This is a genomic window from Streptomyces sp. NPDC058964 (assembly GCF_042741275.1).
Taxonomy (GTDB): Bacteria; Actinomycetota; Actinomycetes; order Streptomycetales; family Streptomycetaceae; genus Streptomyces.
Genome location: NZ_JBHYKH010000228.1, coordinates 1 through 13758, shown reverse-complemented (window position 1 = coordinate 13758; position 13758 = coordinate 1). Strand labels below are relative to the sequence as shown.

Sequence of the window (13758 nt, the reverse complement as noted above, 5' to 3'; positions counted from 1 at the left end):
CGCGGGGGCACCGCCGAATGCATGGCCGTCGCAGTGAGCCCAGACCCCCAACTCGACTTGCTGAAGGCTGTCCGGGTCGCCCAGCCGGTCCTGCACGAAAGCGGCCACCAGCCGGTGCAGCCGCGGCACACCGTCGGCGGTCATCTGCACGAGCCCCAGGTCGGCCAGCCGTTGCAGCGCCTCCTCCAGCACCATGGCGGCGTCCTGGCCGTCGTCGAGCCCGAGCGAGCTGAGCAGCAACGGCCGGGGAATGCCCTGCCCAGGCGCCAGGTAGGCGGCGTGCAGGAGGCACCGCCGCGTCGGCACGTCGCCGAGCCGGTCCACACTGAGGGCGAACGTGGCAGCGATGGTCTGGATGTGCCGGGTCGGCGAGATGCCGGACGCCGACAGCGAACGGTGGTCGACCGCCGGTGAGCTGCGCAGCTGCCCGAGATAGTCATCAGGGGTGACTGCCGCTTTGAACCGGCTGACGTAGCTGCCGGCCAAGTGCAGGGCAAGAGGCAGCTGCCCGAGCTCGTCCGCGATGGCGGACAGCGCCCGGCTCTCGGCGGGCGAGGCCGGCGGCCGGTACCGGGACAGCAGGGCGAGCCCGTCGTCCGGCGGCAGCACATCGATTTCCCGCACGTCGAGCCCCAGCGTCGGATCCCACGCCGAGCGTCGGCTCGTCACCAGGACGCGGCATCCGCCCGACGGCGGCCGCCAGCGCTCCAGGGTCTCCTCGTCCTCGCAGTTGTCGAAGACGAGGAGGCGGGGCAGCGGGCTCTGCCAAGCCCCGCGGACGAGAGCCGCCTGCTGCGCGGGCGCGAGAGCGGCGAAGTCGGACCGCAGGTCCATGCCCTCCGCGCCGCCGCACGCCGCGACCTCGTGCGGTGCGGTCGCCGGATCGGCCAGGCTGATCCAGAAGACGCCGCCGGTATAGAAGGCGCCGTAGCGGTGGACGTACTCGCTGGCGATCTGGCTCTTCCCGACACCGCCGAGACCGGCAAGGACGACGGTCGGGACCTGCCCGTCCAGCGGGCCCAGATGGCGGGCCAGCCACTGCAGTTCCGAGGTACGGCCGGTGAAAAGACGGTTGCGGGCCAGCGGCATGCGGGACTGCGGCGGCAGCGCAGCCGGGTCGGGCACGGCGTGCGTCGGCAGCCGCGCGAGTACCCGCATCCCCTCCGCGACGGCGCCAGCGGTCGGCGGGGGCGCGGGCGCCACCTCGTACGTGGCGACGATCGCCGTGCCGCCTTCCGCGGCCTGGGCAATATGGTTGCCGATCGCGCTCTGGGCGATGTCCGGCCGGTCCACGGTCGCTTATGCCTTCGGGGTGTTGACGTTCACCTCCGCGTGACTGTGCCGGTCCGCCTGCGCAATGTAGGAACCGATGGCCTGCTGCACGGACGAAGCAACGGCGGGATCCTGCTGGAGACGCGCGAGCAGGTCCCGAGCAGCGGCCGTAATCTCGTCGTCCCGGTCGGCGCCGCTGCGGCCCACCTCCTCGGCCAGGACCTCGCGTCGGGCGACGCTGTCCGGACGGGTTTCGACGGCCTCGACCGCCTGGACGACGTCGCTGCGGTCACCGAACCGACCGACCAGCAGGTTCTTGAGGCGCTGATAGCCGTCAACCAGCGCCTGCTGACTGACGTCCCCCGCGCCTCGGAGGAGCCCTGCGGCCACAGCACCGGCGATCGCCGCCGAAATCGGATCCATGATGTCCTCCCCCTACACGTCCATCATCGATGTGACGCACATTACAAGGTGGATGGACGCCCGCCCCTGGGAATCAGGAAACCGCGACCGAGCCCTCCTGCTCGACCTCGACGCGCGGTGGTCACTCGCGCTTGCGGACCTGCCAACCGTCCTCGTTCACGCCGCGGCGCCAGTTGCCGGAGACGCGAGCACCACATCGGGCTGTGCTCCGGCTCACCCAACGTCGCGTCTTCTGTGCGGCGATGTATCGAGCACGACCCCGGCCGCCGCCAATTTCCGGCGAAGATTCAGCGCCACAGATCTCTGAGACGACATCCGCTTTCCGAACGTGATCGTTTGGTTCGGGCTGGGTGGGCATGAACTCCGGCTGGCGACGGGAGAGATGGGGACGGTCCGTTCGCTCGCATCGCTCGTGGAGGTGGCTGGTGCCGTCGGTGCTCGGTCTGCTGGAAGCCGGAGAAGCAGGTCAGGGAAGTGGTCGCACGGTTGCAGGAGGAGGCCGAGCGGGTGCAGGCCGCGCTCGGCGAGGCGGAACGCGCGCTTCATCGTCTGGTGGATGCCCGTGCAACGGTGGCCGAGGTACTGGCCGAGCCGCCTGCCGCGGTGGCGGAACCGGTGCGGAGGGCGGTGGCGGGCTCGGTGGTGCCGTACCGGTCCGAAGGCTTGGCGGCGTCGGTCCTGGCGCCGGACTACCAGCGGATTGTGTCGGTGCTGGAGTCGGAAGCGGGCCCGGATTGCATGCGCTGCCGGCAACTGGCTGCGGCCCTGGACTTGCGGTTCGTCTCCACCAGCAGCACGCCGCTGGCCTGGGACACCGCCCCGCGGCCACCGCCCTCGACGCGGACACGCGGGTAGGACCCGATTCTGATCACCCACCGGACGCCCTGCCTCGTGAAAGCGCGAGGTTAGTTGGAGTCAGTCCGCGGAGACGATCCCAGTGAGAACGCGAACGGCCTCGCGGGTGCTGTCCGCGGCGAAGCGAACATCTCTCACCTCCTGGAGTGGCTTCCCAGGCTTGGGCGCCACGGGGCCTGCGCGAGGACAACGGCGGGTGCCGCCCATCGGGCAGTGGTCGCCATGAACCTTCGCAACGTCAACCGCCCCTCCGTCGCGGATGCTTGCTGCACTGGAAATTACCCCCACCCGTTCTCGACGGTTAAGCGATGAAATCACCTACTGGCTTGCTTTCTTTCGCAGGTGCGTGCTGGCGAAGGAACCTTCAGTGGGAGCCGCAGTCACTGCTTCCGCCAGCCCTCTTCCACAACGATCCAGTTCTCGCCAGTGAGCTGCTGTTCAAGAAAGGCATAGGGGAGGAGGCCGTCGCCCTGCATCCCCCTGCGGATACCCCAGCTGTTGCGGACCCGGAAGGCACCCGGGCCGGTGCCGCGATCGTAGGGAGCGGTGTCCGCCTCGTCGTCGTAGCCCGTCAGCACCACCACATGAGGTCCCACCGACTGCTCCGTGGGCAGTTGGACGGGATCTGGCGACGGACCGTGCAGATTGCGACCCCCGGGGAATGAGTCACCGTCCGGCGCGGTTGCCGCGCCGGAGGCGGGCCCTGATCCGAGTGGCCGCAGTCCTGGCCGCAAGCCCGAACGACACTGCCGCTGTGGCGAACTTCAGACCGGCGGTCAGGGCGGGCAGCAGCGACCAGAGCTGCTCCGCGAGCGTGTGCACGGTGGACATCACGGTCTCCCCTCGGTTGCCCCCCGTGGGCCGGGGGTAGGTGGAAACCAGGTTCGGCTGGGAGCCGTCCAGGCCCGTCCATGTCCGGGAAGTGAACGAAAACGGAGGGCGGCGGACGGATACGCGAGGGGGGTCGGTTGGCGGATCTGCGTGCGGAGCTGACCACGTTGTACGAGGACGCGGGTTCGCCCTCGCTGGAACAACTGGTCGTCGCGGCCACGCGGGAGGGGTGTACGGTCTCGCGTTCGGCGCTGCACAACCTTCTACGCGGAACCGGTCGGCCGCGCCTCGCGACCGTCGAGTCCTTCGTCGTCGCCTGCGTCGCCCACGCCCGCACCCGGCGGCCCCGGATCCTCCTCTCGGAGGAGGTGACGGACCTCGCCCGCTGGCGGGCCCTGGCACGGCCGCCCGGGCCGGAACCGGGACCTGAGCCCGTGGTGCAGGCACTTGCCCGATACTTCGTCCGGGCCGTGGAACGGGCCGGGGTACCGCACTACCTGCCAACCGGAATGGACCCACTGGCACTGGACCAGCCGCGCAGGGTCTCCCCGGCAGGCGACCGGGGCCGGATGCGGTCCCTCACCCCCGTCTTCCCCTGGCGTCCCGGCCAGGACCAACCGCGAGTGGTGCTGCTGGCCGATGCTGGGCTGGGCAAGACCTGGCTGCTGCGGATGGAGGCCCGGCGCCTGGCCGACGAGGTGCTGTCCAGACCGGCTGAACGGTCGCCCGTACCGGTCCTTCTGCGCTGCGGCGACTTGGCTGGCCGGTCGGAGGCGACCCTCGCCTCCGCCGTCACGGGACGGCTCACCGACCTCGGTGTGGTGGATGGGGCCGACGGCACCGAGGTGCTCCGGCTGCTCGCCAGCCGACGGATCACGCTGCTCCTCGACGCCTATGACGAACTCCCGGGCCACGCGGCCCGCTCTGCGCTGTGCGGGCTGCTCGGCACCGCCCCGGACGATCTACGGATCGTGCTGGCCAGCCGCTGGGCCGGGTACACCGGCCCGCCGCCCACCGGTGGAGGACCGGCGTGGGCCGAGTACCGCCTCGATGCCTTCGGGCAAGCCCAAACCGAGGCGGTGATCCGGACCTGGCCGCTCACCGAGGCTGCCCGGGCCTCCGTGCGCGCGCGGATCGCCACGCCGTCGCTGGCCGGGCTGGGCAACGTACCGCTGTTGCTGGCGCTGCTGTGCTCGCTCACGGAAGAGGTTCCGGTGGGCGGCGGGGAATCCGACCTGCCTGCTTCCAAAGGAGAGTTGTACGAGCGGATGCTCCGCCGGTTCCTGGTGCACGAGCAGCGCCCGCCAGCCGCCGACGACACCGAGGCGGACCGGCTGCTCGGCGTACTTGCCCCCATCGCCTTCCACTTCGCCGTACGGGAGGGCGGCTGGACGGACGTCATGCCGCGGGAGGAAATGCTGCGGGCGATACGCGGGGCCGGGGCCCCGTTCACGGAGCTGGGGCAGGACGCGGCGAGGGTGCTGCGCACGTTGTCCGTCGACGCGGGCGTGCTCCAGCCGCCGGGTGACCCCAGCGGCGGCCGGAGCCAGCCGTATCTGTTCGCGCACCGGTCCTTCGCCGAGTACCTGACTGCCCGCCACCTGGCCGCCGTCCCGGAGGCCAAATGCCTGGCGGTGCTGGACACCCACCTCGCGGACGGCGGCCGGTGGGAGGACACGCTGGTCATGCTGGGTCGGCTGACCTGGTCGGGGCCCGGAGGCCGGGGGCGGTTCGAGCGGATGCTGGAGCACCTGCTGGCCGACGATCGGGTGCCAGGCCATGGGAACGTGCTGCATGCGGTACGGATGCTGGGCGATCTGGACGACCCGGCCCACCCGGGGCAGCCCCTTTCACAGTTGTCCGCACCCTTGACGGGACGGCTGGTGGAGCGGTTCCTGGCCGCGGTGGAGGACGAGCCGTATGCGGCCTCGCGGGTCGTGGGCTCCTGCCGGACCCTACCGGACACGGTGATCGATCCGCTGCTCGCGCTGCTGCGCTCGAACGTGCCCCGCTACTCCGACTTCCCCCGGGTGCTGGCCCGCCACGCCCAGGCATCGGTAACGGCGTTCCTCGGCATGCTGGCGGAGCTCGACCGCGGCTGGCGGGCACGCGACGCGGTCGAGGCGCTCACCCACCGGGCGGACGCCGAATCGCTGCGGTGGCTGCTGAAGATCTTCCGGAACGTGGGCCGGTGCGGTCAGAATCCCGAGGAGAAAGACCCGTACGAGGCGGCGGTGAGAGCCCTGCGGGCGCGCCGCGACCCGGCCGCCCTCACCCCGACCCTCGTGGCCGCCCAGGAGGGGCCGACGGAAATCGGCCCGGACGACTGGATGCCATACCTGATCCGCCACGGCGCCGTGGAAATCCTCGGCGGCTACCCGGACGCGGCGGCCACCAAGGCCCTGCTGACCGCGCTGAAGGACAGCAATCCCGGCATCCGGCGGTCCGCCGCGTCGGGCCTGGCCGACCGGTCCGGTCCCGACGTCCGCGCGGCGGTCCAGGACGCCCTGCGGCAGCCGGGCGGAAATGCCGGCTACCTGGGCGAGACGATCCGTGCGACGGCCCGCAGCGTGGGCATCCCGGAAGCGGACCTCCCGGCCCCGGACCCCGAAGGCCCAGTCTGGCAGCCTCCCCGGCCCCCCTTCCCGAACCCGGCGGCCTGGCTCGGCCCGTCCCGTGAGTACCCGCCACGTCTGGGCAGTCGGCCCGCCATCCCGGAGAAGACCGACAGCCAGGCCACCCGCCCACGAAAAGGCTCACTCGGCGGACGGCCACCAGGCTTCAGCGAAGAGCGGTATAAGAAAGGCAACGTCGTCGCACGGACGATCAACCGGCTCAAGCACGCTCGGGCCGTAGCCACTCGCTACCACAAGCGCGGCTACGTCTTCCTCGGCACCGTCACCGCTGCGGCCCTCGTCGTGTGGCTCCGAACGTGATCGCCCCAACAGCACACCTAGGCCACACCTGGGCCGTACACGATGGCCTCCCCACCATCGCGGGCACCGCACGCAGTGACCACAACTCGCTCGAGCAGGGCCTACAGGCATCCGGCCCAACTGGCGTGGATCGTGTCGGATGAACTGTGGTCGTCGATCGAGCCGTTGCTGCCGGAGCCGGGGCCGAAGCTGGTGGAGGGGCGGCTGCGGGTGCCGGACCGGCAGGCCCTGTGCGGGATCCTGTTCGTCCTGTACACCGGGATCCAGTGGGAGTACTTGCCCCAGGAACTGGGCTTCGGCTCGGGGATGACCTGCTGGAGACGCGCCTGGTGGCCTGGAGCGAGGTCAGCGCGCCAAGTTCTCCGGTGGAGAGGTCGCCTTCCACAATGCTCACTTCTCTGGTGGCGTCGTGGGTTTTGGGCCGCAGAGTTCGGAGGCGCTCGGATGTACTTCCCCGACGCCAAGTTCAGCGGAGGCACTGTCTCCTTCGAAGAGGTCAAGTTCGCAGCCGGCCTGGTCTGCTTCGACCGAGCTCGCTTCACCGGCCGTCGGGTCCACTTCCGCAATGCCAAGTTCTCCGGTGGAGAAGTCAACTTCCTCGACGTCATGGACTGGTCAAGCCCGCCGGAGTTCGATCCCGTTCAACCACCTGCAGATGTAGTGATCACTCACCACCCAGGCACTGCCTAGCCGGCTTACGCGTGGTTGCGCGCCCTACCAGGTGGTGTGTGTCGACGTCACGGACACCGACCTGCAGGCCACGCTGCTGCCGGGAGGGGACACAGGCTCCGAGGCGGTCCGCGGGGCCCGGCTCGCCGCGTTGCAGACTGCGCTCGGGAAGGCTTCCTCAGAGGAGGGCTTCAGGCGCACGCTCGTCTTCCATCACGTGGTCAAGGAAGCGGAGGCGTTCGCTGCCGGCCTTCCCCGCCTCGGGAGGGCCTTCGCCCTGGCCGACGCCCGCCCCGACCTGCTGCGCGGTGAACCAGCCGCACCTGTCACCTGACGCGCCCGCGCCACCGATAGAAGCGCGTCTCACCCGGTCCGCACCAAGCTGGATCGGCACCCCGGCCAACAGGGCGCCGACGTCGATCGTCTGCCCGGGCCACAGCATGATGAAGCCCTGGCGCTGTAACTCGAGTGGTGTGGGTTGGCAGCGATTTCCTGGATCAGTCGGTCTTCTGCCAGATACGGACGTCAACGCTCACGTTCTGGGCTTGCGGGTGCACGGCGGTCACGATGACGAGCGCGGAACGTCCTTCATTGGTGATCAGACAAAGCTTGCCTCCCACAGCAACGGGAAGGTCCGTGATGCGCTGTCCCTGGGTCTGTGCGAGAGCGGCACACCGTGCGGAATCCGGGTCCTCCCCTTGAGGGACCACGGCCAAGTTCGCTCTGTCGCTCCGCAACACGGCCTCTTGCCCGTCGCTGATTTTGGACAACTCGATGTCGCCGTCGGTTGGGAGGTCACCCCCAGGGGGAACCGAGTCCAGGTTGAAGTCACCTGAGACAAGCAGCATTCCAGACCAGCGGACCGCGGGAGAACTGGAAGTGGAAGCCGATGTACCGGAGGCTTCGGTCGGCCCAGGTGCTGTTGCCGTGACCGTGGCCGTGGCCGTGGTGGTTGCGGTTTCGATGCTTGCGGCAGGTGAGTTAACCCCGGCCGCCGGCAGACCGATGAAACCCACGAGAAAGGTGAGAACCCCTGTTACGGCGGTGATGAGGGCAGCAACAGCGGACCAGTGTTCGGGCGTCCTTTTGACACGCGGTTCGCCCTGCGGTGGCGCTGGTGGCCCTGAAGGCGGAGGTGGAGTTGCCATGAACGTCCCCCGTTCAGCGGTGTAAAGCGCAAGCGTTGCACCTCACTGGCGTCCATGCTGGCCACCTCCGATTCCGTAACGTGTTCGTGCCTTTACTCCAGGTGAAGCGATGCCCTGACCAGCGTCAAGGCGATACAGCACCGCGTCGGCCCGGACGGCGCCGGCCGGGGCCACGTAGATGGGCCGGTTGGCGAGGGCGCCGTCGCGGATCTTGGTTCTGTCGACGATCTTTTGATCCGGACGGTCTGCCTCATCGTGCGAGCAGGACGCGTATGCGAAGGAGATCGAGGCTGGCCCGGCCGAACATCTGACGCTTCAGCATCTTGAGTCGGTTGATGTTGCCCTCGACGGCGCCGGAACTATGGGGCAGGGACAGGCCGTTGCGGACGGCGTCGAAGTCGCGGCGGAGGTTGCGGGCGAAGCCTGCGAGTGGGGCCAGGGAGTCCTGTTCGGCTCCGCTGATCCGGTCCTCCAGACGGTCGCCGTGGCGTGCGGTCATCATGACGGCGAACTTCCTGACGTGCCCGGTGAGCCGGTCCAGCTCGGGATCGCGTTCACGTAGCCCGTGGAGCTTGTCAGCCTCCTCGTCCCGCAGGTGTTCGGGATGAGTCATGATCCATGAAGTGACTTCGCGGACCGAGGGAGGCTTGGGACCCGGGTCGGGTGCGTGTCCGCGTCCGGTTCGGTAGCGCCGCAGATGACGCTGGACTGCCAACTCGCCTCCGGGGTAGCCCTGTTCCTGATTCTCACGGCGTAGCTGAGCGGCGTTCCTGGCGCCTTCGTTCCAGCGCCGGGGCAGGTAGCCAAGGTATGGGTCAACGACGTGCGCCCGCTGCAGGCTCTTGGCCACGACGTCATCCGCGGAGGGGGCGTTGACCAGCTTGCGGACGGTGGCCTGGTCCAGTCCGAGTATCCGGCCGATCGCCGCCTTCGACATCCCCTGCTGCCACAGCTCGCGGGCGGCGGGATGCTGTTCACGGAGCCGAGTCACGATCTTCAGCTCTGTCGATGGCTGGACCATCTCGTTTGCGGGCCCGCGGTCGGGCTTACGAGCGCACCCGAGGCAGCCGCGCTCGGGTTCGGGTCCGAGCCCGAACCCGGGCCCGGGTTCGCGGTCAACCTCGCCGTCGGACTCGGGCTCGGGCTCGTGGCTGGGGTCATTCTTGGGATCGGCTACGCGCTCCTTGCCGGCCTCGACGCCGGGTTCAGGCGGGAGCCAGACGTGCATCGCGGAGCCCGGGCCGATATCCGGAGCGACGCCTTCTTCGGGTTAGCCTGCGGGCTCGCCGTCGGGCACGTCTTCGGGGGCATGGTCACAGCGTTGTTCCTACGCACGTCCGGGCTTGCGATCAAACCGTTCTCCGACGCGGTGGGGCTCGTGGTCGTGCCCGGGTGCGGGATCGCGTACAGCGCGCGGGCTTCGCGTCGGTATGCAGTGCTCCTGTTCTGCTCGCGGCGCCGTCTACCGTTCGGGCTCGGCCTGTTCCTGGACTGGGCCGTCACCGCTGGACTCATGCGCTACAGCGGACCCGCCTACCAATACCGCCACCGCGAACTCCAGCACTGGCTCCGCCAGCCCCCCCACCCCTGCCCTGACCTCACAACCGCGCCGGAGACGACCAGCTGGTCCCTGCTGCGCAGCGCCGCGCTCCCCTGCCCTCCGCTCTCGCCGAGCCCCTGTGCACGACCGTTGAACCCGGCCTGGTCAGCCCGGAGAACGGCCTGCTCGCCCTGGCCAGGGGCGACCACCACAGCAACCGCCTCCAGATGCACCGGCTGGCCCGGGTTGCCGCCCTAATCCCGCGCACCCGAGCGGGGCGCGGAGATCCACCTGATGCCCCGGGCGTCGCGCCCATCTACGGGTCCTGGCTGCCCAGCCCGGCCGTGCCACCGATCCCCAAGCGGCACTCCCAAGTGTGCCAAGGTTCGGTAGTTGTCACCGGCGCAGCCGGATGACGTGGTGAGTGGGATCGGCCGAAGCAGTCTGGCTGGCACCGGTGAGGCAAGCGGCCTGGCACGCACCTGGCTCGGCGGGACTTCTGTCACCGGCTACGGGGGATGCGTGCCAGGCCCGACAGCTCATTGGATCAGGTCGGTGTGCGGATGCTCGGGGGAGGTCGGGCAGACGTAGATCTGCATGTTGTCGGTGCTGCCGACTTCGACCCGAGTCGGCTGCGAGGGGCGCTGACCACGGTCACGATGGTCGGCGTAGGCGGCGGCCTGGTCTTCGTACGGCGCCCAGCTGCGTCCCTCAGCACCGTCCCATTCGAAGGAAGCGATCGTGAGTAGCGGGACCATCTGCACATCACAGACAGCGCAGTATCGGCGGTACGGGTCGGTGCGTCCCCACGGAGGCCATCCACCCACCTTCCAGCCGGGCGCGTCAGCCAGATGGACGTCATAGAACTCCCGTGGATAGTCCGCGTAGGAACTGTCCAAGCCGGCGCCGGCTGCCTGCCATCTGCTCCAGTCCCCCACCGTCAGACGCATCTCCGGGCTCAGATCCAGGCTGTTGGGGTACTCGGTGATCGCCTCTGGTGCCAGCACGCACGGCTGCGGCACATAGCCAGGATAGTCCGCCTCGTACGGTTCCGGCGGCGTGGCGAGGATGTCGACGACCGCGGCAGCGGACCGCCAGAACAGCGCGGTCGACGGCTTGTAATCCGGATCGTGGTCGTAGGGGCACCAGAGAATCTGGAGCAGATCGGCCTGGCCGGGCGGCCGCAACAGGGGTATGTCTCGCAGATACAGCTGGGCCACGGGCAACATGGGGACCGGGCAGTCCGCGGGCCCCGGAGGGCCGGCGTCGAGTCGCTCCGCGAGCCTCGCGGCATTCCGCTCCTTGATCGCCTCCTCCTCGGGCGTCAGCCCGGGACCACCAGGATCGCGGTGCCGCCGGGCCTGCATGCGCCTCTCGAGCCGCACTTCGGCCGGCGGCTGGCGGAACCCACTGTCCACGTGCAGGTGCGCGTCTTCGCAGTGCGGCCACGGCTCCTCGCTGGGCCACAGGAAGGGGCCACCCACAGAGCTGTCCCTGACCGAAGGCGAACCCGGCCGGGGATGCAGCCGAATCGCAGGTCGCGCCAGTGGAGCCAGCTCGGGAAAGACCGCGGTCACATCCATAGGCCGCGGCGGAGTGGTACGTACAAAAACCATGCCGGCGATCTTGCCAGCAGCCACCGACACAGTCCCCGGCCGCCACAACCGGCGCTGGCGTCAACCGGGTTGCAACACCCACCAACCCGGCCGCAGTGACAACAATCCTGCCTATGTGACAACGATCGTGCTGCCGCTCTCGAAGTGAAATGCACGGTCCACACTGGCCAGCGCGTCGGTGCAACAGAAGTTGCGCCAGAGCCCGTTCTCGTGCACAGAGCTCCGGATCCCCGCTGGACGATCCCGAACACGACGGCGGCCAGCACGCCGTTGCCCTTCCAAGGGGACATCAGACTCACGAAGGCAATCTGACCTGCACCTCGCCCGTCTGACGATCAACCTGCAGCTCCAGCGGAGCCGGCGCAGTACCCTCACTGACTCCTGTGGTGAGGTGAACGCGACGGCGTTCTCCCGGGAGATGGGCTGGGACCACATGGCAGGCCGGCCGCGCGCGGAGGAGGACGGCGGTATCTCCCAGTAGTTTCCGGTGAGCCCTTCCGTGTCATCGGGTGGGGACGGCGATGCTCAGTGTGCCCTGTGTGGTCATCGCGCCTGGGAGTGCAGTCCGCCGGCGAGGTTGTCCTGGGCCATGTCGTCTCGCTCAGCCGGTGTGAGCCACCGGGCGGATGAGCCGGCGGGGGTACGATGCACCCACAGCAAAGGGCCGCATCCGCGGGCCGGTGTCACCCACCGCCGACCGGGGCCAGGGAAGGTTGTCAACCCCCGCGACGTGTGCCCGGACACCGGGCCGGCCCGCCTGTCGTACGGGCAGGCCCGCGCGCTGCTCGACGAGCACACCGCGCCGCGCGGTTTGGGAACGGGCTGGGATCTGCACGAGTACCGTCACTCCGTCCTGACCCATCTTGGTGAGCAGGGCACATCGCTGCTGATGGCGAAGTCACGGCACAAGAAGCCGGAAAATGTCCGCCGCTACTTCAGACCGTCCCCGGATGCCATTGCCGAGCTCACCAGCCTGCTCGCCCCCCGGCGACAGCCACCGGTGAATGTGCGGTGCTGCCGTGGTCGGTACGTATCCGCTTCCATGCCTCCAGCGGTCTGATGATGACGAGCCGTGGGCGGGACCGGGCCAGCTGCTAGAATGGACGCGTTGGCCTTCGGCGCCCCAGCGGGTGTGTCCGGAGGCTTTTTTTCATGCCTCCTGACACATCTGAGTCCAGCACGCTTCCCACCACCAGCTACCGTGGCCTGCTCCGCAACCGTGAGTTCGCCGGTTTGTATGCCAGCTTCACACTGACGGTCGCCGCGAGCACCTTGTCGGGCCTCGCGCTCGGCACGCTGGTCAACCATCAGACCCAGTCCCCGTTCCTGACAGCCGTGAGCATGTACGGCGCCACGTTCGCGACGGTGCTCGGTGCGCTGACGCTGATGTCGGTCGCGGACGGAAGCCGTCCTCGCCGGACCCTCGTCGCGCTCCAGTGCGTCTCGCTCGTGGGTGTTGCCGCACAGGCGATTCCAGGGCTGCCGCTCGCTGCCCGGTTCGGTCTGCTCCTGGTACTGGGGTTCTTCCAGTCCCTGGGAACCGGGACGCGGATGGGGCTGGTCGCCGAAGTGGTGCCGACCTCCACGTATGCACTGGCACGTTCGCTGATGAACATCACCTCGGGCGGCATGGCCATCCTCGGCTACGCCATCGGCGCCGTACTCCTGCGGTACCTGAGCCCGCAAGAGGTCTTCGTCGCCGCGACAGCCCTGACCGGAGTCGGATTGACCATTGTGACGGTGACTGTCCGGGAACACTCGATCCGTCTGACCCGTCGCCCCGGACTGCGCCAGACCTGGACCACGAATATCGCGCTCTTCTCCCACTCCGGCCAACGCGCGCTGCTGCTGAACCTGTGGGTCCCCAACGGCCTGATCGTCGGCTGCGAGGCCCTGTTCATCTCCTGCGCCCCCAATCACGCGGGCGCCTTCCTGGCCGCCGGATCGGCAGGCATGCTCCTCGGTGACCTGACTGTCGGGCGGCTGTTCACCGCCGAGCAGCGACGCCGCCATGCATTCGCCCTGCGACTGCTGCTCGCCATCCCCTACTTGCTGTTCGCCGTCCACCCGCCCGTGCTGGTGGCGACAGCCGCGGTGTTCATCGCCAGTGCCGGGTTCGCCGCCACCCTGCCGCTCCAGGAGCAGCTTCTGGAGTTGACCCCCGATCCGGTACGTGGTCAGGTCCAGGGAGTTGAGTCCGCTGGCCGGATGACGTGGCAGGGTATCGGAGCTGCGATCGCCGGCGGCGTTGCCCAGCACTACACCCCCGGCACGGCCATCACCGCTGCGGCCGCAATCTCCGTCGCCATCACTGTCGTCTCCCGGCCCTTCGTGGTCCGCGCCCGGGCCGTCGGCGTCGAGACGGCCAACGCACAAGCCAGCCCGAGTCGGTACCCCAATGCACCACCCTTCAACCACGGCAAGAGCGGCCCGCCCGCCCGCACGCCCCCCCCCCCCGTCGCTACTCG

Annotated in this window: 13 protein-coding genes and 1 pseudogene; 7 read left to right on the top strand and 7 right to left on the bottom strand. The window is 69.2% G+C overall.

The genetic code is table 11. The features are described from left to right. Window positions 1–1293, bottom strand: a 1293-nt coding sequence (locus ACFW2E_RS25715; protein ID WP_384469430.1) for an NB-ARC domain-containing protein, incomplete at its 3' end; no start/stop codon positions are given. Window positions 1294–1299: 6 nt separating this feature from the next. Continuing rightward, complete coding sequence (locus tag ACFW2E_RS25710) at window positions 1300–1695, bottom strand: hypothetical protein (protein WP_384469429.1); 396 nt, start codon at window positions 1693–1695, stop codon at window positions 1300–1302. Window positions 1696–2169: 474 nt separating this feature from the next. Here ACFW2E_RS25710 and ACFW2E_RS25705 point away from each other — a divergent pair, with 474 nt between their 5' ends. Then, window positions 2170–2550, top strand: a complete 381-nt coding sequence (locus ACFW2E_RS25705) for a hypothetical protein (protein WP_384469434.1) — start codon at window positions 2170–2172, stop codon at window positions 2548–2550. Window positions 2551–2930: 380 nt separating this feature from the next. Here the strand turns inward: ACFW2E_RS25705 and ACFW2E_RS25700 are convergent, their stop codons facing one another. After that, window positions 2931–3134, bottom strand: coding sequence for a hypothetical protein (locus ACFW2E_RS25700; protein ID WP_384469428.1), 204 nt, complete (start codon window positions 3132–3134; stop codon window positions 2931–2933). Between the two features lie 82 nt (window positions 3135–3216). Then, entirely contained in the window at window positions 3217–3381 is a 165-nt protein-coding gene (locus tag ACFW2E_RS25695) for a hypothetical protein (RefSeq protein ID WP_384469427.1), read from the bottom strand. A 137-nt stretch (window positions 3382–3518) separates the two neighbouring features. Here ACFW2E_RS25695 and ACFW2E_RS25690 point away from each other — a divergent pair, with 137 nt between their 5' ends. The 4 genes and pseudogenes from ACFW2E_RS25690 to ACFW2E_RS25675 all read left to right on the top strand — a co-directional run bounded on the left by ACFW2E_RS25690 (window position 3519) and on the right by ACFW2E_RS25675 (window position 7320). Beyond that, window positions 3519–6317: an NACHT domain-containing protein gene (locus ACFW2E_RS25690; RefSeq protein WP_384469426.1), complete on the top strand. Its 2799-nt coding sequence runs from the start codon at window positions 3519–3521 to the stop codon at window positions 6315–6317. A 120-nt stretch (window positions 6318–6437) separates the two neighbouring features. Further along, window positions 6438–6641: pseudogene (locus ACFW2E_RS25685) on the top strand (transposase); the annotation flags it as partial. Between the two features lie 120 nt (window positions 6642–6761). After that, a complete protein-coding gene (locus ACFW2E_RS25680; RefSeq protein WP_384469433.1) occupies window positions 6762–7007 on the top strand; it encodes a hypothetical protein in 246 nt (81 codons plus the stop codon). Window positions 7008–7041: 34 nt separating this feature from the next. Continuing rightward, window positions 7042–7320, top strand: a complete 279-nt coding sequence (locus tag ACFW2E_RS25675) for a hypothetical protein (RefSeq protein ID WP_384469425.1) — start codon at window positions 7042–7044, stop codon at window positions 7318–7320. A gap of 163 nt (window positions 7321–7483) precedes the next feature. On the opposite strand, the gene ACFW2E_RS25670 is transcribed toward ACFW2E_RS25675, so the two are convergent. The 3 genes from ACFW2E_RS25670 to ACFW2E_RS25660 form a co-directional block, all read right to left on the bottom strand. Further along, window positions 7484–8002, bottom strand: coding sequence for a hypothetical protein (locus tag ACFW2E_RS25670; RefSeq protein ID WP_384469424.1), 519 nt, complete (start codon window positions 8000–8002; stop codon window positions 7484–7486). Between the two features lie 382 nt (window positions 8003–8384). Further along, window positions 8385–8747 carry a transposase gene (locus ACFW2E_RS25665; protein WP_384469432.1) on the bottom strand — a complete coding sequence of 121 codons (363 nt, stop codon included), beginning with the start codon at window positions 8745–8747 and terminating at the stop codon, window positions 8385–8387. Window positions 8748–10213: 1466 nt separating this feature from the next. Beyond that, the gene (locus ACFW2E_RS25660; RefSeq protein ID WP_384469431.1) at window positions 10214–11290 is read right to left on the bottom strand and encodes a hypothetical protein; all 1077 of its coding nucleotides are present in this window, start codon (window positions 11288–11290) and stop codon (window positions 10214–10216) included. Window positions 11291–12020: 730 nt separating this feature from the next. Here ACFW2E_RS25660 and ACFW2E_RS25655 point away from each other — a divergent pair. Both ACFW2E_RS25655 and ACFW2E_RS25650 read left to right on the top strand, forming a co-directional pair. Next, the gene (locus tag ACFW2E_RS25655; protein ID WP_384469423.1) at window positions 12021–12350 is read left to right on the top strand and encodes a hypothetical protein; all 330 of its coding nucleotides are present in this window, start codon (window positions 12021–12023) and stop codon (window positions 12348–12350) included. A 92-nt stretch (window positions 12351–12442) separates the two neighbouring features. Further along, window positions 12443–13758 (top strand): hypothetical protein (locus ACFW2E_RS25650; protein ID WP_384469422.1); only part of this gene is annotated, 1316 nt, incomplete at its 3' end.

Bases quoted from the DNA above. Each gene is read 5' to 3' on its own strand.
- ACFW2E_RS25660 (WP_384469431.1), bottom strand. From the start codon at position 11,290: ATGGTTTTTGTACGTACCACTCCGCCGCGGCCTATGGATGTGACCGCG.
- ACFW2E_RS25665 (WP_384469432.1), bottom strand. From the start codon at position 8,747: ATGACTCATCCCGAACACCTGCGGGACGAGGAGGCTGACAAGCTCCAC.
- ACFW2E_RS25680 (WP_384469433.1), top strand. From the start codon at position 6,762: ATGTACTTCCCCGACGCCAAGTTCAGCGGAGGCACTGTCTCCTTCGAA.
- ACFW2E_RS25710 (WP_384469429.1), bottom strand. From the start codon at position 1,695: ATGGATCCGATTTCGGCGGCGATCGCCGGTGCTGTGGCCGCAGGGCTC.
- ACFW2E_RS25695 (WP_384469427.1), bottom strand. From the start codon at position 3,381: ATGTCCACCGTGCACACGCTCGCGGAGCAGCTCTGGTCGCTGCTGCCC.